This is a genomic window from Candidatus Hydrogenedentota bacterium (assembly GCA_013359265.1).
Lineage (GTDB): Bacteria > Hydrogenedentota > Hydrogenedentia > Hydrogenedentales > SLHB01 > JABWCD01.
The window spans coordinates 64968-86750 of record JABWCD010000008.1 but is presented as its reverse complement, the minus strand read 5'-3'; the positions used below and the strand labels follow the sequence as shown (position 1 = coordinate 86750).

General features: G+C 60.6%; 19 protein-coding genes. 5 read left to right on the top strand and 14 right to left on the bottom strand.

What is annotated here, in order from left to right:
* Positions 1-17: 17 nt before the first annotated feature.
* From HUU46_09455 to HUU46_09445, 3 genes are read left to right on the top strand one after another with little or no spacing between them, the layout of a single operon-like run.
* Positions 18-2807 (top strand): VCBS repeat-containing protein, encoded by a 2790-nt coding sequence (locus HUU46_09455; GenBank protein ID NUM53855.1) that lies wholly within the window; start codon positions 18-20, stop codon positions 2805-2807.
* A 12-nt stretch (positions 2808-2819) separates the two neighbouring features.
* On the top strand, positions 2820-3242 hold the full coding sequence (locus HUU46_09450; GenBank protein NUM53854.1) for a hypothetical protein: 423 nt from the start codon (positions 2820-2822) through the stop codon (positions 3240-3242).
* Positions 3239-3778, top strand: a complete 540-nt coding sequence (locus tag HUU46_09445) for a hypothetical protein (protein NUM53853.1) — start codon at positions 3239-3241, stop codon at positions 3776-3778. Before HUU46_09450 ends, HUU46_09445 begins: the two co-directional genes overlap by 4 nt.
* Positions 3779-3785: 7 nt before the next feature.
* Here the strand turns inward: HUU46_09445 and HUU46_09440 are convergent, their stop codons facing one another.
* Positions 3786-5276 carry a sodium:solute symporter gene (locus HUU46_09440; protein NUM53852.1) on the bottom strand — a complete coding sequence of 497 codons (1491 nt, stop codon included), beginning with the start codon at positions 5274-5276 and terminating at the stop codon, positions 3786-3788.
* A 71-nt stretch (positions 5277-5347) separates the two neighbouring features.
* On the opposite strand from HUU46_09440, the gene HUU46_09435 reads away from it, so the two are divergent.
* Positions 5348-6265, top strand: a complete 918-nt coding sequence (locus HUU46_09435; GenBank protein ID NUM53851.1) for an aldo/keto reductase — start codon at positions 5348-5350, stop codon at positions 6263-6265.
* 10 nt (positions 6266-6275) lie between these two features.
* Here HUU46_09435 and HUU46_09430 read toward each other — a convergent pair whose 3' ends face one another.
* The 6 genes from HUU46_09430 to HUU46_09405 form a co-directional block, all read right to left on the bottom strand.
* Positions 6276-7061, bottom strand: coding sequence for an SDR family oxidoreductase (locus tag HUU46_09430; protein NUM53850.1), 786 nt, complete (start codon positions 7059-7061; stop codon positions 6276-6278).
* A complete protein-coding gene (locus tag HUU46_09425; protein ID NUM53849.1) occupies positions 7058-7975 on the bottom strand; it encodes a Gfo/Idh/MocA family oxidoreductase in 918 nt (305 codons plus the stop codon). The genes HUU46_09430 and HUU46_09425 overlap by 4 nt, the downstream gene beginning before the upstream one ends.
* A 43-nt stretch (positions 7976-8018) precedes the next feature.
* A complete protein-coding gene (locus HUU46_09420) occupies positions 8019-9056 on the bottom strand; it encodes a Gfo/Idh/MocA family oxidoreductase (protein NUM53848.1) in 1038 nt (345 codons plus the stop codon).
* Between the two features lie 290 nt (positions 9057-9346).
* Positions 9347-10621 carry a DegT/DnrJ/EryC1/StrS family aminotransferase gene (locus HUU46_09415; protein ID NUM53847.1) on the bottom strand — a complete coding sequence of 425 codons (1275 nt, stop codon included), beginning with the start codon at positions 10619-10621 and terminating at the stop codon, positions 9347-9349.
* A gap of 167 nt (positions 10622-10788) precedes the next feature.
* Positions 10789-11673 carry a dihydrodipicolinate synthase family protein gene (locus HUU46_09410; protein ID NUM53846.1) on the bottom strand — a complete coding sequence of 295 codons (885 nt, stop codon included), beginning with the start codon at positions 11671-11673 and terminating at the stop codon, positions 10789-10791.
* A 36-nt stretch (positions 11674-11709) separates the two neighbouring features.
* A complete protein-coding gene (locus HUU46_09405; GenBank protein NUM53845.1) occupies positions 11710-13236 on the bottom strand; it encodes a hypothetical protein in 1527 nt (508 codons plus the stop codon).
* A gap of 191 nt (positions 13237-13427) precedes the next feature.
* Here HUU46_09405 and HUU46_09400 point away from each other — a divergent pair, with 191 nt between their 5' ends.
* Positions 13428-14348 carry an alpha/beta fold hydrolase gene (locus HUU46_09400; protein NUM53844.1) on the top strand — a complete coding sequence of 307 codons (921 nt, stop codon included), beginning with the start codon at positions 13428-13430 and terminating at the stop codon, positions 14346-14348.
* A gap of 149 nt (positions 14349-14497) precedes the next feature.
* Here HUU46_09400 and HUU46_09395 read toward each other — a convergent pair whose 3' ends face one another.
* The 7 genes from HUU46_09395 to HUU46_09365 all read right to left on the bottom strand — a co-directional run bounded on the left by HUU46_09395 (position 14498) and on the right by HUU46_09365 (position 21782).
* Positions 14498-14968, bottom strand: coding sequence for a molybdenum cofactor biosysynthesis protein (locus tag HUU46_09395; protein NUM53843.1), 471 nt, complete (start codon positions 14966-14968; stop codon positions 14498-14500).
* A gap of 41 nt (positions 14969-15009) precedes the next feature.
* On the bottom strand, positions 15010-16632 hold the full coding sequence (locus HUU46_09390; GenBank protein ID NUM53842.1) for a NarK/NasA family nitrate transporter: 1623 nt from the start codon (positions 16630-16632) through the stop codon (positions 15010-15012).
* Between the two features lie 27 nt (positions 16633-16659).
* Positions 16660-18171 carry a NarK/NasA family nitrate transporter gene (locus HUU46_09385; GenBank protein NUM53841.1) on the bottom strand — a complete coding sequence of 504 codons (1512 nt, stop codon included), beginning with the start codon at positions 18169-18171 and terminating at the stop codon, positions 16660-16662.
* A 66-nt stretch (positions 18172-18237) separates the two neighbouring features.
* Positions 18238-18831: a hypothetical protein gene (locus tag HUU46_09380; protein ID NUM53840.1), complete on the bottom strand. Its 594-nt coding sequence runs from the start codon at positions 18829-18831 to the stop codon at positions 18238-18240.
* On the bottom strand, positions 18831-19934 hold the full coding sequence (locus tag HUU46_09375; protein NUM53839.1) for a cytochrome b N-terminal domain-containing protein: 1104 nt from the start codon (positions 19932-19934) through the stop codon (positions 18831-18833). Before HUU46_09375 ends, HUU46_09380 begins: the two co-directional genes overlap by 1 nt.
* Positions 19934-21253, bottom strand: coding sequence for a respiratory nitrate reductase subunit gamma (gene narI / locus HUU46_09370; GenBank protein ID NUM53838.1), 1320 nt, complete (start codon positions 21251-21253; stop codon positions 19934-19936). The genes HUU46_09375 and narI overlap by 1 nt, the downstream gene beginning before the upstream one ends.
* On the bottom strand, positions 21243-21782 hold the full coding sequence (locus HUU46_09365) for a molecular chaperone TorD family protein (GenBank protein NUM53837.1): 540 nt from the start codon (positions 21780-21782) through the stop codon (positions 21243-21245). The genes narI and HUU46_09365 overlap by 11 nt, the downstream gene beginning before the upstream one ends.
* Between the last annotated feature and the right edge of the window lies 1 nt (position 21783).

Below are 21783 nucleotides of genomic sequence, written 5' to 3'. Positions count from 1 at the left end.
CGATGACGAGCAGGGGCATGAGCGCTCATTGCGTGCTAACGATGTTGACCGCGCTTAGTCTTTGGGCGCTGCCATCGAGCGCCGAAACGTGGGTTGACGATTCCTTTGAAGATTTCGCGGACGGCACGCTCGGCGAATCGGGACAGAACATATACGTCGCGCGCGACGGAAGCGTCCGCACCATTCATCGATTCGACATCAATCATGACGGCTGGATCGATCTCCTCCTCAACTGCACGCACGACCTCATCGGCATTCTCCCGTCTACGGCCGCGTGGTTGACCCCCGACGGCGGAACGGCCCACGCGCCGCTTGCCGTCGAAGGCGCAAGCGCCGTCGCGACCGGCGACCTGAACAAGGATGGCTACACGGACCTTGTGTTCTGTCCCAATCGCAACGGTGTTCAGTCCGACCGTCGAATCGTGCAAGTGATCTACGGAGGACCTGACGGTTGGCCCGCCTCGCGTAGCAACGGCATCTTGCCGGCTTCTAACGCCACTGCGGTTGCCATCTGCAATCTGAACGCTGACAACTGGCCTGACATCGCCGTGTTGAACGGCAAGGCATGGTTGCCCAAACAGGGCGACGGTCAAATCGTGCGCGTATTCTTTGGCGGCGCTAGCGGCTTTCTCTTGAACAACTACCGGGACTTCGGCATCCCGAATGCCATCGCCGTTCGCGCCGCCGACTTCGACGCGAACGGCTGGGCCGATTTGGCCGTGTTGAAAACGGACCGGTCAATCGAAATTGTGTGGGCCACGCAGGGTACTGACCAGCTTATTCTCGAAACTGCGATGATACCGCTGCCCGGCGAGGGCGCGCAGTGCATGACCATAGCCGACGTTGACTCGGACAGCCAACCCGAATGCATTGTCGGTACGAGTAGCGGCCAGCTATTCGTCGCGGGGTGCAAACCGTCCCGCGAAATTCGTGAACCGATTTCGTTAAAGGCGTTCGAGTCATCCCACATTGCTGCCGGGGACCTCGACGGCGACGGCAGTTGCGATCTCGTACTGACCCAAGTCGCCATTGCGCGCGCCTCCGGAGGCGAAGCGACCGGCGCGGACAAGTCTCGGGAAGCGCACGTCCGCGTCTTGTGGGGCGATCATGGGGCATTCGACGCTGCGCGCATGACGGAGCTGCGGGCGCCGTACGCCACCGCTTCAGCGATCGGCGATCTGAATCGCGACGGGCACGCGGACCTCGCCGTTGCCGTGTATCAGGGCGCCGAATCGTTTTCGACAAACGCCGCGCTCTTTCCTGGAAACGGTACGCGCGAATTCAGGCAAAGCGACTTGACCGTTCCCGTCAGCGGAGCAACCGACGTTGCCATTGTTCCGGCGGAGAATGAACTACCAGCGCGAACGGTGTTCTGCAATAGCGCCGGCGGCACGGTGAACGAACGCGTGCCGTCCTACCTCTACTACAACGGGCCGAACGGCTTCAGCGTCGACAATCGCGTCCTGATTCCCTTCGTCAGCGGCTACGAAGCCAGCGCCGCGGACCTGAACCTCGACGGCTGGACCGACATCATTGCGATGTGTTCCGGTCATCTCGGCCCCGGCGCGGAGAGTCTCGTCGAACTCGGCGCGAACATCTTCTACGGCACGCGCGACGGCATCGACCTCAAAACCAAGCCGACCGTCCTGCGCGAATACAACCTCTACAGCAGCAACGTCGCTGACTTAAACAAGGACGGCTATCTCGATCTCGTCCTCGGCGCCTTCGATCCGCCGAAACCCGGTGAAAAGGATTTGCTCGTCATTTACTACGGCGGCAAAGACGGCTACTCAACCGAACGTCGCACCGCGATTTCCTCGGAGGGCCGATCATCGATCTGCGTCATAGCCGACTTCGACCGCGACGCCTGGCTCGATATCGCCGTGACCTGCTACGGCAAGGACCTCGTCCGCATCTTTCACGGTGGCAAGGACGGCTTCTCCGAGTCGCTCCAGTCGCAACTCGTCGCGCCGCAACCAATCGAAATGGAAACGGCCGATCTGAATGCCGACGGCTTCCTCGACCTCATCGTCGGTAGTTACAACGACAAGGTCACGGGCGATTTCGACACCGGGTCGCTCATCTTCTGGGGCAGCGCCGACGGCTTTCATGAATGGAACGCCCAATGGCTCCCCGGCAGCGCGCCGGTCGGCACCACCGTTGCTGACTGGGACGGCGACGGTCATCTCGACATCTTCGCCTCGCACTACCACGGCAACCGCACGCGCGAGAACCTGCCCAGTTACATCTACTGGGGCAGTGAGCGCGGCTTCGACACGCGCGACCGCACCACGCTGATCTGCGATTCGCCCTCCGACGGTCTTGCCGCGGATTTCGACAAGGACGGCAAACTCGATCTCGCCGTCTCCTGCCATACGCGTGACGGCAACCACTCCGCGGACTCGAAAGTCTATTACAACGACGGCAACCGCTTCGCCAATCCGCGCGTCACGCTCCTGCCCGCCGTCGGCCCGCATTGGATGTGGACCGAAGACATGGGCAACATTTACAACCGCCACTGGGAAGAATCATACGTCTCGTCCGTCATGTCATGGGACGCGGCGCGCTCGAAAGGGAATGTGACCCTCGATGCCGATGTTCCGCAAGGTACGGCGATTGCCATCGAGATACGATCGGCGCCGAATGCCGACGCGCTGAACGGCGCCCCGTGGCGTGCGATCGACGCCTCAGGCGCGTTCCGCGTCGATGCGGCGGACCGCGCGTTCCAGTACCGAGTTACGTTTCACTCGGACAACGGCGACCGCTATCCGGTGCTCAGCCGCGTCTCGATGGACATTACGCCGTAACAAGGACGTCCCATGGCCGCCGGCGATTTCTATTTCGCGATCAACGCCACGTTCCGGTTCATCCTGAACAACTACGGCGAACAGGCGTTGATCGACTACTGGCGTTCCATGGGCGAAGAATACTTTGCGCCGCTCAGCGAACGGTTCCGCTCCGGTGGTTTGGACGAAGTCGAATCGTACTGGCGCACGTTCTTCGCAGCGGAACCCGGCGGCGACGTACACGTTGCACAACAAGACGGCTGCGTGACCATTGACGTCCGCGATTGTCCCGCGATTCGTTGGCTGCGCGCGAACGGACGCGACATCGTCCCGCACTACTGCCGGCATTGCCATCACGTTTCGACGGCCGTCGCATCGCGCGCCGGCCTTACCTTCACGCTCGAAGGCGGCGGCGGGACCTGCAAACAAACCTTCTGTACCGGAGCAACCGCATGATCGGCGTACAGGATTTCTGCGGCCATTACGATTGGACCTTCGAATACATCCGCCGCACCTTCGGCGAAAACGCGCTGCAACGCTACTGGTCCGAGGCTGTCGCGTTCGATTCCCAGTCGCACGCCTTCGACCTTATCAGCCGAAAGGGCTTTGACGGCATGGCGGAATACTGGGGCCACACGTTGACCCAGGAGGAGGCAGGCTATGCGATCACCCGCACCGACGACACCTTCCGCATCGACATGCACGAATGCCCGTCAAAAGGCTTTCTGCTCCAAAACAACCTCGAGGCGTACTACGACTATTGCGCGCATTGTATGGGTTGGATAGCCCCCGTCGCCCAGCGCGCGGGATTCACCATCGATCACGAGCACAACCATTGCGGACAATGCTGGTGGGAACTACGCCGAGAAGGTTCCGCGCCCTCGCCCGACGCCGCGCGCGCCGCGGGCGAGCATAACGTAGAAGCGCGGGAAGACTGGAAGCGCGGCGAGCGCCATACCTATCGGGACTGCAGACAGGTCGACAGTCCGTAGCCATGGCTCATTGCGACTTTCGCTGTCCCCATATCGTGAGCTGCGGATCGACGTTTTTTGCAGAAAGGAAAGCGCTCGCGAATACGGCGATGACATAACAGGACAGAAAGCTGTACGGAAAGTAATACACGAAGTGGACCGTAGTTTTGTTCTGAATCCAAATCGTCGACGGTATGGCAACGGCGAGTCCAATCAACCATCCGGCAAATGAACCGCGCTTGGTCAGGATTCCGAGCAGGAATAGCGCCAGCACCGGCCCGGAAAACAACCCGAGAAACGACTGGGACGTCTTGACGATATCGCCGATGCTCGCCGCGAAGAAGGCGACAAGCGTCGCGAGCCCTCCAAACACGACGGTAAGTACTCGCGCGGTCTTCACGTCGTGTTCTTCGCTTTTCTCCGTGCTTCGCAGGTTCTTGAGGAAATCATGGACGACGACCGTAGAAAGCGAATTGATCCCGGAATCCATGCTCGACATCGCCGCCGCGAAGATGCCCGCGATGACAAGTCCCGATATGCCCTGCGGAAGCGCGTGCACCACGTAATACGGGAATATCTTGTCGCCCTCGGTGCCGTCGGGCAGTCTGTCGGGAAACGCCGTGTGGTACGCAAAAAGCCCAAGCCCGATATACGTCAATACGCCGATAATAACGACGGAGAAGATCGAGTTGCCGATCGTCGCGCGGACCATTCCGCCAAGTTTCGGCGTCGCCATCAGCCGCTGCACCGTCACCTGGTCCACGCCATAGTCGTGCATAAACTGGAAGAAGTACGCGATACACACGGCGCTCATCGTCATGCGCGCCAGATCGAAACTCCAGTCTCCCAGGTTCAGGTGGTTTGTTTCGCGCGCCAGCCGGAATATTTCGGCGGTGCCGCCGGGCACATTCCACGCCAGCGACGCCGCGATGATCAACGCGCCGCCAAACAGGATTAGGAATTGCGCAACATCGGTCCAAATCACCGCGGACAGTCCACCCAGTGCGGTATAGGTCGTTGCAAGCACACCCATCAGCACGATCGCCAGCCACAACGGAATCCCGGTAACTGTGGCGAGTGCCAGAGCCGGCGCGTAGATTACGGTGCCCAACCACCCCATGCGCGCGCATACGAAAAGCGTGGACACGCAATAGCGCGCGCGGCGTCCGTAGCGCCGATCGATGTATTCGTACGACGTGGTGACGCGCAGTTTCTTGTAGAACGGAAGAAACAGCCAAATGATGAACGGGGCGGCGACTGGCATCATGAGTATGCCGACATACGCCGACACGTTCTCGCGGTAGACCAACCCCGGAATGCCCATATACGTGATCGCGCTGGTGATCGTGGCGAACACGCTCATCGCGACCGCCCACCACGGCATGGTGCGGCCGGCGAGGAAGAAATCCTCTGTTGTTCTCTGCTTGCCGGCTACCAGTGCGCCAACGCCGAGCATGGCCGCAAGGTAGACCGTCAGGACGACATAGTTCAGCGCTCCGAACGATACGTGTTCCTCCACCGAATCTCTCCCCATTGATTCCCGGAGCCAGCCGAGGCATTCTCGCACACATTGACGGTATACGCTCAAGCATGATGGAACTTTGGAACAACCTGCCAACGCCCCGGCTGATTCTCGGCACGGTGCAATTGGGGATGCCCTATGGCATCGCGAACGATTCGGGGATGCCGGATCGCGCAGCGGCGTGCGCCATCGTCGAGTCCGCCCTGCGGAACGGAATTCGCCACTTTGACACCGCGCAGGCCTACGGCGCGAGTGAGTCCGCGCTTGGAGAAGCCCTCGCGCAGTTGGGTGTGTCCGGCGAGGTCTCCATTACGACAAAACTCTCAGCCGCATTGAATCCGCTTGATGCCACGCAGGTTCGCGGGTCGATCGAAGAGTCACTTGAACGGCTGAAGGTCGGGCGATTGTGGTGTCTCATGCTGCACGACCCGGCGTGGCTCGTGTCGTGGGAGGCGGGATTGCGCGACGTGCTTCGCGAGCAACAGGCGCTCGGCCGTGTCAATCACTTGGGCGTTTCCCTCCGCACGCCCGAGGACGCGCCGGCGGCGCTGGCCTGTCGGGACATCGCCATCATTCAAGCCCCGTGCAACGCGTGGGACCGTCGCATGGCGGAACGTGGGCATCTTGCAGCCTCCCGCCAACTGGGGAAGCTGTGCTGCGTCCGAAGCATCTACCTGCAGGGACTGCTGACGATGCCGCCGGACCGCGTCCGCGCACGCCTGCCACGCGCGGAGGGTGCGTCTGCGCGGTGGTGGGACCTGGCGAACGAATTCGGCGTGTCCGTCAAAGAGTTGGCAATGCGATACGCGCTTGCGCTGGGTGCACCACTCGTCGTGGGCGCCGAGTCCGTCACGCAACTCGAAGAAACGGTGGCGTTGGCGTCGCTCGAACCCCTGCCGCCGGACGCGTTGGCGCGGATCGCCGAGGCAATGGACCCGCTGGTCAGCGAAGAAATTCTCGAACCCTTCCGCTGGGAACGCAACTGACGTGAACGGGCTACTTCGCGGTGTAGCCACCATCGACGGGAAGGTTTACGCCTGTGATGTAGGAAGACGCATCGCTCGCGAGGAACACCACTGCGCCCATCAGGTCGGTCGCGTTGGCCATGCGGCCTAGAAACGTTCGCTCGGAATACTGCTCGACAAAGCGTTCGGAGTGGTTCGGCGTACGAAAGCCGCCGGGCGAAACGCAGTTGCACCGCACGCCGTTCGCTCCATAAAAACTCGCCACGAAACGCGTGAAGTTGATCATCCCGCCCTTGTGAAAGAAATAGTCGGGGTACCAGCCGTGCATTTCGGTGCCCCTGTAAATCGCGGCGTCGGGCCCGACCATCCCTTGAATGGACCCGATGTTGATGATCGAGCCTTGGCGCTGGCCCGCCATCGCGTCGCCAAAGGCACGCGTAATCGCGAAGAGCCCTGTCGCATTGACGTTCATACTTTCCGAAAACGCATCGACCGAGTCGGCGTACCCTTCTTTCATCGGGCGCAGTACGGCGTTGTTAACGAGAACATCGACGCGGCCGCTGGAATCCAGTACGCAGTCGCGCAACGCAATAATCGACTTCTCATCGCCCTGATCGAAATGCACCGGCGTAATCGTATGTCCGGCGGCGACCAAACTTTCCGCAAGTGCGTGCAGCGATTCGACGTTCCGCGAAGCGACATACACCCCCGCACCCGCTTCGGCCAGCGCACGAACGATCTGCTGTCCATACAGGCCCGCGCCGCCCGTCACCACGGCAACGCGTCCCGCCAACGAGAACGAATCGATCACCGTCATGACGCAATCTCCGACAGAAGGACCGAGCGTCCATTTTCGTCTCTGCTACGAATACCCGCAATCAACATGCGCATCAACTCTTCCGTTTGCGAGAACGGCGCCGGCAACGCGCCGGTCCGCAAATACGCAACCCAATCAAGAAGTTGCGCGCGGAAGGCAAAATAGGTGTCCCCAAACTCGGCGAACGCACTCGACCGTGTACCGCACAACAACAATTTGCCGAACCCGCCCATCATATCGTGGATCGCCGCGATGACCACCTCCGCACCGGTGGCGTGCGCATAGTGCACGATAGCGTGCTCGGGCGTCCCGTTGTGCCGCGCGCTCACGAAACCCGGGCCGAGGATCGGATACACCGCCGATAGCGCGTGGATGCCGTAGCGTTCCCACGATTTCATTGTCGTACACGTGACATACCGCAACTCGCCCAGTTCCTGGGTGGATGCACGAAACGCCTCGAACTCCCGCGCGTACGCCGTGCAACTGCTCGACATGATCGGTTTGCCTTCCGCAACCCATGATTGAAAAATGCGAAGATCGCGCTCGCAATCGGCTAACGGCTTGTCCACAAATACCGGCAGCCCCGCTTCCACGAATGGCCGGCAGCGCTCGACATGTTCGCCGCCGATATCCGTTGCAACGATGACGGCGTCCACCTCGCCAATAACGTCAAGCGCATCGGAGGCGATATTCGGAATCAGCGAAGCACGCGCCACGCGCGGTGCATCGTCGACATTGTCCGTCCAAATATGCGTGACACGCGCGCCATCGATTCCCAACGCGCTCTTCGGTTGTTTGCCGAGATACGCGGGAATCACGGGGTACGGGCATTTCGCCATCTCAACTTCGTCGTATCCATTGAAGATCGCGCTCCACGAATACGGATGCCCGTTGCCTTCCACCATGCCCAGCATGGCGATGCGGAGCTGTTTGTTGCCGTAGCCGGAGAAGCTCACGTCACGATACGTCGACCGCGCGGCCCGATCGCGCGGACTCGTAGCAGGCCGCAAGTACCTTCTGAATCCACAACCCCGCGTCGCCGTCGACGGGCGGCGCGGCATTATCGAGAACGGCTTGCGAAAACGCCTCGACCTCCGCCCGGTACATATTTACCGGCGCAGGCGCGATCGCGATGGTGCTGCCGCCGGTGCGGTTCTGCTGTGCGTCGTATGCGCCCGCCGCCCCCTCGAGGTATGCGTTCATCTCTCCCTGTTCGCCTTGGCCGATGGTGCCTTCGGCAAGAATGCAGCCCTGCGATCCGTACAGCTCGAGCCGATTGCGCGAACTCGCGTCCGGCACGTTGAACAGCACATCCACGACGCCCCGCGCGCCATTTGCGAATTCCGCCAGAACGACCGCCGTATCTTCGCTTGTATACGACTGCACACGGTTCGCGATGGTGCACGAGACGCGCGCAATGCGTCCAAAAAACATTTCGAGCAGGTCCAAACAGTGTGCGCCGAGGTCCATCAAACTCCCGCCGCCGCCCGTCGCGGGGTCCTGCCGCCATGCGCCGGAAATTGGCGGATACCAGCACGACAGTTGCGCACGCGCAAACACCGGCACGCCGAGCGCCCCGTCCTGCACGAGTGTCCGCGCCGCCGCATGTTGCGCGTGAAAGCGCATCATCAGCGCCGTGCCCAAAGTAACGCCGTTCGCGTTGCACGCATCGACCATGGCCTGCGCCTCGGAAACGTTCAATGCCAGCGGCTTTTCGCAGAACACATGCTTGCCCGCTTCGGCGGCGCGCTTCGCCTGCGCGAGGTGGGCGTGTACCGGGCTCGCAATGTAGATGACATCACAATCGCTCGCGAACAGTTCCTGCTCGGTGACGCAGGCCCGCGCGCCGAACTGCGCCGCGACGGCGCGAATCGTCTCGGGGTTGTGCCCCCCGACGGCGCATAATTCGGCGTTCGCCGCGGGCACAATCCCTTCGGGAATCGTGCGCCGCCTCGCGATCCCGCCGGAACCCAGTACTCCCCATTTTGTTTTCATAGCTGACGTCCGCTTCTTTTACTGTCCGCCAAAGAGAATCTATTCCCGCCCGCCCACCGAACCCACATATTTTTTTACTCTAAAGCTAACCAATCATTGGACTGGTCTTTCGCGCCCGGGCTACTCCAGAAATGCCTTTAGCGATTGCCCAATTACGCTATAAGTCGCATAAGTCCCATAGGACTTATAGGTCCTATAGGTCCCATAGGTCCCATAGGTCGCACTTCTCCCATAAACCTCTGCAACGCGCCATTTCCAAAGCACCGTTTCAAACCACCGCGATTTCAAAACTACTTCGCATGCGCCGCGATGACTTTCTTGATTCCCTTGGCGATGCCGCGCATGTGGCTCTCCTCATAAGTCGGGAAGATGAACGTGATAAACGTGTGCGACTGGTGCCACACGGCATTGGGCACTTCTACGTTCGAATAATCGACCGCGCCGCCGCGCGCGTATTCCTTGCTCTCGAAGGGAAACTTCGAGTACCCGAATCCGTGGTGCTCTCGGAACGCGCGCTCCGTGTGGCACTGCGGCCAAAACACCTTCCAGCACGGCGCGCCTTCCGCGCCCAGCGCTTCGAGGAACTGTTCGGTCGTACACGTCATGTTCTCGATGTCCAGCGTGATCGGAAACACGTACCACCCGTTGCGCCGTTCCGGCGTGTCTACGGGCAAGTGCAGTAGCTGCGGAATGCCGTGCAACTCTTCCATGAGGATCCCCGCGTTGCGCCGGCGACGCGGCATGTTCCACGAATCGAGCCGATCGAGTTCCGCCAACCCGATTGCCGACTGCATCTCCGTCATGCGGTAGTTCCATCCGAGCATGTCGTGGATATACGAGAGTTTTTGCTCCATCTCGAGAAGCCGCAGACGGTCCCGCACGTTGTACCCGTGATCGCGAAAGCTCCGGCACCGCCACGCGAGTTCCTCGTTGTCCGTCGTTATCATGCCGCCTTCGCCGCCGGTCGTAAACGTCTTGTTTTGACAAAAGCTGCACGCGCCGATGTCGCCGATAGCTCCCGTCTTCTTGCCCTTGTATTCGCCGCCGTACGCTTCCGCGTTGTCCTCGACCACAAACAGATTGTGCTTTTTTGCCAGCGCAAGGATCGGGTCCATGTCCGCCACGTTACCGTACAGGTGCACGACCATGATCGCCTTCGTGCGCTCGTTGATGAGCTTCTCCGCGGATGCGACGCTGATGCAATGGTCGTCCCGGTTCACGTCCGCGAACCGCGGAATGGCCCCCGCCTGCAAGATCGAAAACGAACTCGCAATAAACGTGTAACTCGGGACGATGACCTCGTCGCCCGGTCCGATGCCGAGCGCGGCGAGCGCCGTGTGCAACGCGCTCGTGCCGTTCGTCGTGCTGATGGCAAACTTCGAGCCTTGCCATTTCGCGAAACGCTCCTCGAACTCCATGCCCTTGTGGCCGGTCCAGTAGTTCACCTTTCCGCTGCGCAGCACGTTTTCCACGGCTTTGATCGCGTTCTCGTCCAAACACGGCCACGGCGGCAACGGCCCTTCAACCGATTTCGGTCCGCCGTCTATCGCAAGTTTCTCGGACATGATAAGCTTCTCCCCGCTGGCCCAAGGCGCTACTGCAACCCCGCCCCGCGTCTGCTCACCTCATTCGTGCTCGTGCTCGTGCTCGTAATCGTAATCGATTGCTCGGCTTTTCGACGGTCTCGACACTTCTCCCAATCGCAACGTTACCGGCGACGTTGCCGTGCGCACTACACCAACCCAACCAGCTCCATATCGCGCCGCAACGCGTCCAGATTCTCCGCCGGAAACGGCGGCGTCGGCCTGCGCGGCGGACCAACATCGTATCCGCGCAACGTCATCATCGCCTTCTCCGTCCCCCGGTTCGCGCCGTGTTTCATCAGCACATCAATGACGCGGTTTACCGCGCCCTGCCATTTCATCGCCTCGGCGAGATTCCCCTGCTGATATGCCCGGTGCAGCGCGACAACGTTTTCCATCTGATAGTTGTATGTCGACCCGATTCCCCCGCGCGCGCCGGTCATCAGTCCCTGCACCAGTTGTTGATCGCAGCCATAGAGCGTCTCGAGTTTCCGTTTCGGCCTGTCCAACACGCCCCACAACAGGTATAGATCGGGCGAAGTGAATTTCAGGCCAACCAGACCGGGCACACGATCGGCCATTTCCGCGATCTGATCGACCGTCACGTCCACGTGCGAGATTACCGGAATGTGGTAGTAATACGTTGGCAGTTCCGACGCCTCCGCAATAGCGCGGATATGCTCGATTATCGCCGGCCACGGCTGCTTGAATACTAGCGGCGGCATACTCGCGACAGCGTGCGCGCCCGCGTCGCGCGCCTCGCGCGCGAGCAACGCGGCTTCTTGCGTTGACATGGCGCCCACGTGCGCGATGACCGCCGCTTGCCCCGCCGATTCGCTCGAAACAAGCGACACCACGCGCCGGCGTTCGTCCGGCGACATGTAGACGCCTTCGCCCGCGCTGCCGCAAACGAAGAACCCAGTGGCGCCCGCGTCAATCTGGTACCGCACGAGTCGCCGCAACATCGCTTCGTCAATTCTTCCGCTCGAATCGAACGGCGTCAACAACGCTGGAATGATACCTTCAATAACCAAAAGTCCCCCTATGGTTTGGTTCAAACCGCAGTGCAATCAGGATGGCGCATTGCCCTCGCGAAATGCGAACGAGTACAACTCGGCGCTTCGCATGTTGAAGCGTATCGAAACGGGCGTCCCCGCCAACGGCGACACGTTTATCGCGGCGTTCCATCGCACAACGTGGCGGAGACTGTCCCCGTGAATGGATTCGGACGCGTGATAACCTTCCAGCGGTTTCCCCGCTGCGTCGGCGAGTTGTACCACAATCGATCCGCCTTCCTTCACCGCGGCATTCAGTTCCAGCCGATCGCCGGTGAAGACTACGGGGATGGTCGTCAACGCCCCGCCTTCGGGCGGGGCGTCCGCGCTTACAAAGCGGTCCAACGGCCAAATCGCGAGGCCAATAGAGCCGGTTTGCTCGGTATGCCGCCCGGTGTTCTCCGCGCGGTACAGGCACGGCGTTCCGTGCGTGTACGTCGATCCGCCGTAATACAGCCATATTTCGTCGCCGACGCGCAGGGCCCGCGACTGCGTAACGAAGAATCCCCGGTCCCACTCGTCGAGTTTGCCGCGTGGCACGCACGGCGTCCGGAAGGGCCGTTCCCAGTTGCGCAGGTCGCGCGAGACCGCAAGCTGCAACTCGCCCGGCCCCTCCTGGTTGCCGTAGCGCGCGTTGTTGTTGATCGTTAGCATCCACAAAAACGCGATCGTGCACGATTCCGCCGGGTACGCGCCGACGCCGTAGAACTCGGTGCGCATTAGCGCCGGATCGTCCGGCACATCCAGTATCGGGCGGACCTCCTCGAGCCGCGCAAGCGACGACGCATCGTCACGCAGATCGGGTGTAATCACGAGCTCGGGCTCGGTCCACGTCTCGAAGTCGGCGCTTGTGATCAGCCAAAACACACGGCGGTCATGTCCGCGTACGCTGTAGCCGATCTTCGGAAACGCCACATAGAGCTTGCGTTGCTCGTCGTAGTACCCGGTAATCACGTCACCGCTGCGGCACAAAGGCTCCCTGCTGAGTGGCGACCAATTCAAGCCGTCCGGCGAAGTCCACGTGTGGTACGCGTGCCGCTTCTGGTCCCACCCAATCATCTTGTAGCGTCGTGCGGGATTCGGATCGTTCTTGTCCTTGATCACGCTCGGCAAAATGATGTCACCGGCGATTACGTTGTGCTTTTCGTACTTCGGCGTTTGCACGGTGCCGACGGGGGGCTTGTCCCAATGCACACCGTCGACACTCGTCGCGTAGTACACCGCGTAATGGGGAAAGGCCTCGTTTTCCTCTCCGAGGTACCACATCTTGAAGATGCCTTCGTCCTCGTCGCGAATCACGTTGCCGTAAATCTCCAACCGCCACCCTTCCCAGGGCCGGTCCGCCTTCACGATTGGATTGGCGGGGTGCTTTCGTGCGGGATGCAACGTAAACGCCACATTGTCCGTGTCCCGCACGAGCACGCGGTCAACAAACAACTGCGCCTTATCTTCGACCGGAAATGGCGACGCGGAACGATAGTCCTCTGCCGCAGCGCACATCAGCCCGAATAGCGCAATAACACCTGCGAGCCGTCTTCGCATATTTCCGTTACCCCTTGGTCGTTGACCTGCACCGAAACCCTGAGCGATTGTACCGAACGCAAAGCCGATGCCGAAATGCGCCGGTTCGCCTTTGATTACAGGGTGTCCGTGGGAGTACAAGACGAACAGGCAGGGTTAATCCTTCGGCAACGTTTTGTCCGCACCACGGTCGCGAAATGCGAATCGCAAAGATGGCTTTCCCTATCGACCCCACATTTGGCGGTACCTGGCCATACGAACCGCAGTGGTTTCACACCGCGGACGGCCGGATGCACTACGTCGACGCGGGTCCCCGCGACGGACCGCCGGTGATCCTTGTGCACGGCAACCCGGCGTGGGGATACCTGTGGCGCAACTTCATCCCACCGCTCGCCGGCGCGGGGTATCGCGTCATCGTTCCCGACCACCTGGGCTTCGGGCGCTCCGATAAACCGGACGACGCCTCGGTCTATCGAATCCCGCGCCACGCCGCGCGATTCGATGAGCTCCTCGAATCATTTGACCTGAGGGACGCCACTATCGTGCCGCAGGATTGGGGTGGCCCCATCGGTCTTGCCTGGGCGGCCCGGCACCCCGAGCGTGTACGAGCGCTCGCAATCCTGAATACCGCCGCCCACCGGCCCCCGAGAAAAGTGGCGATGCCCGTCGCGCTGCGCCTGATTCGCCTGCCCGTGGTCGGCGAAATTCTTGTCAAAGGGTTACACGCGTTCGTCCGCGGTTTCTTGTTCCGAGGCGGCGTGGTCCACCCCGAACGCCTCGGTCCCAACGAGCGCGCGGCGTACCTGGCGCCGCACCCAACGTGGTCCTCTCGAACGGGAATACTCGTGTTCCCCCGGCAAATCCCCGCCGGGCCGGAGGGCGATGTCAGCGACTTTGTCGCGTCCGTACACGACGGGCTGATGGGCCTGCGGCAGAGGCCCATCTTCATCGCATGGGGCATGAAAGACTTTGCGTTCGTGCCCTCGTATCTTGACGAATTGTGGCTTGCCGATTTTCCGCACGCCGAAGTGCTTCGGCTGCCCGACGCCGGACACTTCGTGCAAGAGGACGCGCACGAAACGGTTGTGCCCGCGCTACTGAATTTTCTTGGCCGTGCCTATGGCTCGTCGTGACATTCCGCCGCCGGCCCGCAGCCCTGAACATGCGCCCCGTGACGTCGATGAAACGTCATTTCGCGCTCGCACTGCTCATGAGATACTTGCTCACGGCCCTCGTCGTCTACGTCCTTTTACTCCGCCAATTTCGCCTGTGGATAGCCAAGCTACGCAGGAGTCCGGGCGAGCGTTCCCGTTGTGAGTATGCGCGCGCGCAGACCGCCGCGTTCGCGCATGGCTACTTCGGCCCCAGGGCAAAAGGCGCGGTCCATCCAGTAGCACGGCTTGCACTCGTCGGTACCTTCAAACTGGATGCCTTGTATCTCGAACCGTTTTCCGATGAGTTCGTTCAGGTTTATTCCCGCCGTGATGACATTCCGGCGCAGCGCCGCGGGGGTCCGGTCGTGTACGCCGAGCGAGTCGCACACGACGCGGTAAACGTTCCAGTCGAAGAACGTAACTTGACCCTTATAATTGTCTTCGTATCCGAAGTACCGGTCTCCCTCGAGCCCTTTGCCCGCGACACAGCGAACCGATTCGACCTCGATCGCCTCGTGCGTGCTTGGTTCACGCCCGTGGTGGCCGCGAAAATTGTGGCCCGGCGAAATGTAGATATTCAGCACCGCCGCATCGAGTATGCGAACCGCCGATTGAGCTGCGCGGCAGTCGTTCGTGGAATTCAACATTTCACCTCCGCATTCTTCCGGGCGTAGTACCACCAATTCAGGAAAAGGCACGTGACGTAATAGACGGCAAATCCATACATGGCGTACTCGGGGGTCCCCGCCTTGATCTGCATGGCGAATACCGTCGGGATAAGAAACGCCCCGTACGCCGCGACCGCGGACGTCCACCCCAGCACCGGTCCAGCCTGTTCCTTGGGAAAGATGATCGCGATCATGCGGAAGGTCGAGCCGTTTCCGACGCCCGTAGTCGCGAACAGCAACACGAACAACAGAAGAAATGGAATGAAGTACCGCTCCGGGTGCGGGGACGCGTTCGCAAGTTTGATGATCCATCCGCACGCAACGGCCGCGGCCACCATGATGACCGTGTCCCATTGCGTGACACGCGCGCCGCCAAGCTTGTCGGATAGCCAGCCGCCCACGGGCCGGATTGCCGCGCCCATGGCCGCGCCGAGAAACGCATACTTCAGTATGTCCGGCGCATTCGGGTTCACGATGGCGTCGGCGAGTTTCGCGCCGTGTTCGTCGACGTGGATGTAACCGAAGACGTCTTTGAGCAGCTTCGGAAACGCGCTGGAATATCCGATGAAGCTTCCGAAGGTCATGACGTAGAGGTACGTCATGATCCAGTTGTGTTTGTTGCCGAAGATCGCAAACTGCTTCTGCAGGTTTTCGCGGGTCGGCTTCGGGGTCGCGAACCGCATGAGTGTCATCGTGACCGCAATCGCAACAATGACGTTTAGCAGGGTCGCGAGAAGTTCCATCGAACCGGAAAGGCCCCACGTCTTGCTGCGCAGCAACAGCCAGACAGAAACCGCCACGCCGCCGTATCCGAGCAGTTCGAGCCAAAGGTACTTGCCCACCGCGACCAACGCGGGTCCCTGGTAATGCTGCGGCAGATTGTTCATCGCCATGAATGCAAGCAACCCAAAGAACGCAAGGATCGGAGCCCAAATGAACCCTGCGTTATGCAGCCATACCGGCGACCCTTTCAGCGGATAGGACGTGCCGCCGAAAATTCCGAATGTGATGATCCACGGCGTGACGAGTTGAAAGACCGAAACCCCGAGGTTTCCGAGCCCCGCATTGAGTCCAAGCGACAATCCCTGCATGCGTTTCGGGAAAAAGAAATTTATGTTGGACATCGAGGACGCGAACGCGCCGCCGCCCACGCCGCACATCGCCGCGAGCAACACGTACGTGAAGAACGGTGTGGACGGGTCCTTCAGTGCAGAGCCTGTGCCGAGCGCGGGAAGTATCAGCAACAGCGTCGTCATGAACTTCACGTTGCGCCCGCCGCAGATCGCAATCATGAACGAGTTCGGAATCCGCAGCGTGGCGCCGGACAGCCCCGCGACCGCCGGCAACGTGTAGAGTAGCGCCTGATACGACGGGCCTGTCAGGGGGTTCCCGTCCGGCCCCGTGAAGCTGTAGAGCGTGGCGTCGCCGTCGTGCAGGCCCTGCATGACGTTGATAATGACGCTCCAGTAAATCCACACGCCAAATGCCATGAGCAAGTTCGGAATGGATATCCACAAGTTTCGGAACGCGATCCGTTTTCCGGTGCTTTCCCAGAACGCGTTATCTTCCGGTTCCCACTTTTCGATAACCTTCATCTCGATCTCCTTCGGCGCGGCGCGCGGCTACGCGGGCTGCGCTTCCTGCGCGACGTGTTCGATCCGCTGTGCATGGGCAGCGGCTTCCTTGTTCATCATTTGCTGGACCACGTAGTGCATCCACCACAGGCACACGGCCGAAAGCGCCGCGAAGAAAAACCAGCACGTAATCCACAGCCCGGTCCATTCGAGCATGTAACCGAATACGATTGGGCAGAAGAACCCGCCAAGTCCGCCGAGCACGCCAACAATGCCGCCCGTAACCCCGACTTCCTTCGGAAAATAGTCTGGGATGTGTTTGTAGACGGCCGCCTTGCCGATTCCCATCATGATGCCCACGATGAATACGAGGCCGGTGAACACCCAGACGTTGGCCTGAAAATAAATGTGCGTCATGCCGCTTGCGAGAAGTTGCTTCTTCTTGACCGCGTCGCCGGCGCTGACGATCGGCTCCTGCCAAGTGCTGAGCGTGGGCAGGACCAGCATATTGCCGTCCTTCTCGATCTCGCCGGCCTTGGCGGCGACCTTGTACGTTACGTCGTCGACGACGATTGCGGTCGGGGAAACACTGACGACAGACCCGCCGCGCTTTGCGATGATGCCGCGGCCCGGCGAATGGATGTCCATCCGCGGGACGATCAGCAGCGCACAGCAGACAAGGCAACTGCTGAGCACCCAGTACATCACGCGGCGCGCGCCGAACATGTCGGACATGTAGCCGCCGAGCGCGCGAATCACGCCGGACGGCAGGCTGAATATCGACGCGAGTAAACCTGCCGTCGCCAGCGGCATCATGTACACGCTCACGTAGTAGGGAATCAGCCACTGCGCAAGCGCCACGAACCCGCCGAAAACAAGGAAGTAGTAAAGGCCAAAGCGCCATACGCGGAGATGGCGCAGCGGCGCCAGGCGCTGCGCAAAGGTGGTGATGTGCGAGTCGTCCACCTTTTTTGCCGATGCAAACAGTGCGAAGAGAATGGTCATCGCGATGAGAGCGCCTGCATAGATCTTCGGCATCTGCCGCCAAGCCTCAACGCGTTCGCCGCCATTCGTAAGCCAGTTCAGAAGCGCCGGCCCGCCCATACTCGTCAGCGCCGCGCCCGCGTTGCCCGCGCCGAAAATTCCCAACGCGGTGCCCTGGTGTTCGCGGCGGAACCAAATCGAGGTGTACGCGATTCCCACCGCGAACGACGTTCCCGCAAGGCCGAACCCCAGGCTCGCCCAGAAAAAGTGCGCGTACGTCGTGGCGTAGCTGAGCAGGTACATGGGTACCGCCGAGAAAAGCATCACCGCCGCATATACCCACTTGCCGCCGTACTTGTCCGTGAGGATGCCGACGGGCAACCGGATTAAGGAGCCGCTAAGCACGGGAATGCCCATAAGCCAGCCGATTTGTGAGTCGGTGAAATGGAACACTTGGTTCTCGACGAGAAACGTGACGAGTACGCCGTTGAGCATCCAACACGCGAAGCACACGGTGAAAGCGATGGTATTCAGAACAAGGACGACGTAGGCCTTGCCCGGTTCGTGGGCGTGCATTTCATTCCTCCCCCATTTGTAAGAACGGCTCCCCCGCGCCCCCCCGGGCGCCAAAGACCGTTGCGGCTATTCCAGTGTCCGCGCTTCTCTACGCGCCCGCATTGCCTGGTCGAACCCGTGTAACAGCGCGTTCAAACCGTAGATGCCGAGTGCCGTCGCGATGACCATCATGATCACATTGAACGCGTTCTCGCGCAGGTTGTGGATGAACAGTTGCGACGGCGGACCGCTGCCCTCGTCCAATGGATCAGTACCCGCCAGGAACTCGGCGCTGTCGCTGATGCCGTCATGGTCCAGATCGGTTTCCGGCCCCAGAGCCGCGGGCAACTCCTCGGGATGCAGCCGAATCTGCAAAAACTTGGTCTTGCCCACCTTCTTGATGATCGAGTTGCCGAACGCGTTCAGAATCGGACTCTCCACATTTTGTCCGGGTTCGAATGCCGCACGCGCACGCCCGAGGCGATCAAGTTCTTCCTGTGTCAAACTTCCGATTTGTCCGGGCTTCAATCCCTCGGGGCCATCGGGGTGCGAGTGACACATCGCGCAGTTCACCGTGCGCCCGGATGTCTTTTGAACGTACTGCTGAAATTCCGGATAACCCCACGCAAACGGCGCAGTCGCGCACGCGAATGCAATCCCGATGACCGTGTACCTGTCCATCAGTGGCCCCCTTTGAAGAAGGTGTAGATCGCGTCGCCGAACAACGTAGTGACGATGAGGTAAGCCGACGCCGCGATCGCGATCATGCCCAGCGTCCGGCGGCTCGACCGCCGGAAAATCCACGGCGCGGCGAACAGCCCCGCAATGCCAAGCGTCATGGCGAGCATCACCACCCAGAACGGCAACAACTCGAGCGGATAGTAGAGAAAAAAGAAATACCATTCCGGCTTGATTCCGTCGGGGGTCGACCCCAGCGGATCGAAGGGCTGGAACAACGGGAACGAAAACATCGACTCGAACGGCAAACACAGCGCGACCGTGATTACCGCGAGGAACACGAGGCCCCACAACGTGAAGTCCTTCAGCACGAAGAACGGGAAGAAGCGCTCCGTCTTACCCGTGGGCCGATCGACCCCCTGGCTCATGCCGTGTAGTTGCACGAGAAGGACGTGCGCGCCGAGCGTGGCGAACACCATCAGCGGAAGGATAACAACGTGCAGGGCGTAGAACCGGCTGAGCGTCGCCTGGCCAACGGCCGGCTCGCCCTGAATAAGTTCCTTCATGTTGCGCGGGATTTCACTCAGCGCACCCGGCATGTACTGCCCGGCTTCTTCGATTGACTGAAGTCCAACCTTCGTCGCGTTCACCGCGATTTGGTGCCACGGCAACAGATACCCCGTGAAGCCAAATCCAAACGTGATCATGAGCAGCACGACGCCCGTGATCCACGTGATCTCGCGGGGCTTGACGAATGCCTTCATCGCGAACGTCGTCAACAGGTGCACGAACAGGCAGAAAATCATGCACGATGACGCCCACGCATGAAGGTTTCGAATAAGCGCGCCGCCGCTCACGTGCTTCGTGATGAACTCGACGGATGCGTGCGCATCGCTCACGGTCGGCTGGTAGTAGAACAGCAGCATCACGCCGGTGCCGAGCTGAATCAAAAAGAAGAACAGCGCCAACCCGCCGAAGTAATACGCCCAACTCATCCGGTGCTGCGGTACTTCCTTTTTTCCCACCATCTCGTCGAAGCTAATATGGTGCACGGGAAATCGCTCCCGGATAAACGCACCGGCCGCGTTCATACGCTCGGAACTCATCACGCAATCTCCTCATACCGCTTCGCGATGTACACCTTGAGCGCGTCCAATTGGCCTGCGGGGACCTCGCCCTCGGTCTTGCCTTCAGGACCCTGACTCATCAGGACCTTTCCGGCGTCGTCCATCAGCGCCCACCCCAGGAGCGGAAGCGGCTTCGTCGCCGGCGAACCCGCCTGCGGCGCGCCCGTCTTCAAATCGAAGTACGACATGTGGCACGGGCACAGCACCCGGCCATTGCTATCAACCGTGCTTGCGACCGTGCAACCGAGATGTGTGCACTTTGCGCTAATGAGCAACGGCATTCCCGATACGTCGCGATACGCAAGCGCCGGGCGCATCTGATAGTCGATGAAGTATTTGCCATCTTTCGGCGAAAGGTCTTTCAGGTTGGCCACGAAAATGTACTCGTTGCGCATGCGTTCGAGTTCGAGTTCGCGCTCCTCCGCCGTCATCTCGAGCCGTTGCAGACGTTTCTTCAGCAGCGCGGCTTGCTCGTCGGGCGTCATGTTCGGACCGCTGAAGAACCGAACGAGCTTATCCATCACGCCAAGAGTGAGCAGCCCGCCCGCGGAACCAAGGCCAACCGCCCCCCGAAGAAACAGGCGCCGAGATTCTTGCGCCGTTCGCACCACCGGCGCCAGGTGTTGAATACGGCGCGCATTGGTCCAGATGACTTGTTGCGGCAGCCGCCACAAGTACTGAATGGGAATCGAAAACATGTGCACGAGCCGCGAGTACGGAAACAGCAGCACGATGAACCACGCCACGGCAATGTGCAGTTTCACCGTCGGTGGAAGCGGCTCGACATAGCTGAGGTCCGGACGAAACGTCAGAAGGCTCCAAAGGTATGGCGTTGTTGTTTGCACCGACCACATCGATCCCCAACGGTGCCCGGCGGCGGTCTGAATGCCAATGAGCACCTGCGCAATGAATAGTGCGAGGACAATGAGATCGACCGGCGTTGTAACAGATTGGACGTGGCGCGATATCAACCGTCGCACCAGCAGCACGACGAGTCCGACGAGCGCCATAAACGCCGCAACAACGCCAATGATCTCGACGGCGATCACGAAACCAAAGTGCGCGGTGAAGCTTTGCCACAAGCCCGGAAGCAGGAACGGAATGAGATGCCCGATCAGTACGATCAGGATTCCCGCGTGCCACGGCAGCGATCCCCATAGCAGCTTTTTACTTTCCAGAAACTGCGACGACAACGCGCTGTAACTGAACCGATCGGAGCGGTACCGGTAGATCGACCCCGCCACGAGTGAGAACAGGGCGATGTAGGGCAACCCGATGAAGAAGAAGTTAGTAACCATCCGTATCGCCTCCCGTCGTCAACAGGGCCTGCGCGGCACGCATGGCATGGCGCCACGGACTGCCGGCCGTGTCGAGCGCGGTGAACATCTTGTCCATCGCCGCCTTCAACACCAGCCCCGCCAGATCGGCCCACTCTTCGTCGTCAAACTGCGGCGCGCTCCGAAACAACAGCGCGATGTGGTCCGGGAGTTCTGTGCCGCGGTCGAACCCCGCGCGTTCGTATGTAGCGTTCAGGCCGGTCATCAACTCCGCGCGCTTAAAACTCTCCGCGCCGAAGATATGCACGCTCACGTACGGCACGCACACCGGCGAAAGGTCGAACGAACGCGTGTACAGCTCCTGCGCGTGTTCGGTCGAAAGCCCCGACAGGTCGCGCCAGAAATCCGCGAGCGCGTCGGCGGCGTCGCTTGAAAACGTCCTCACCGCGTCGAGAGCTTCGTCATAACGGTCCTGGAATTCGTCGTCGGGATACTCGAACAGCGGGCCAATGGTGGCAAGTGCCGCAGTCGTGGTTGCAGTAGCATTCATG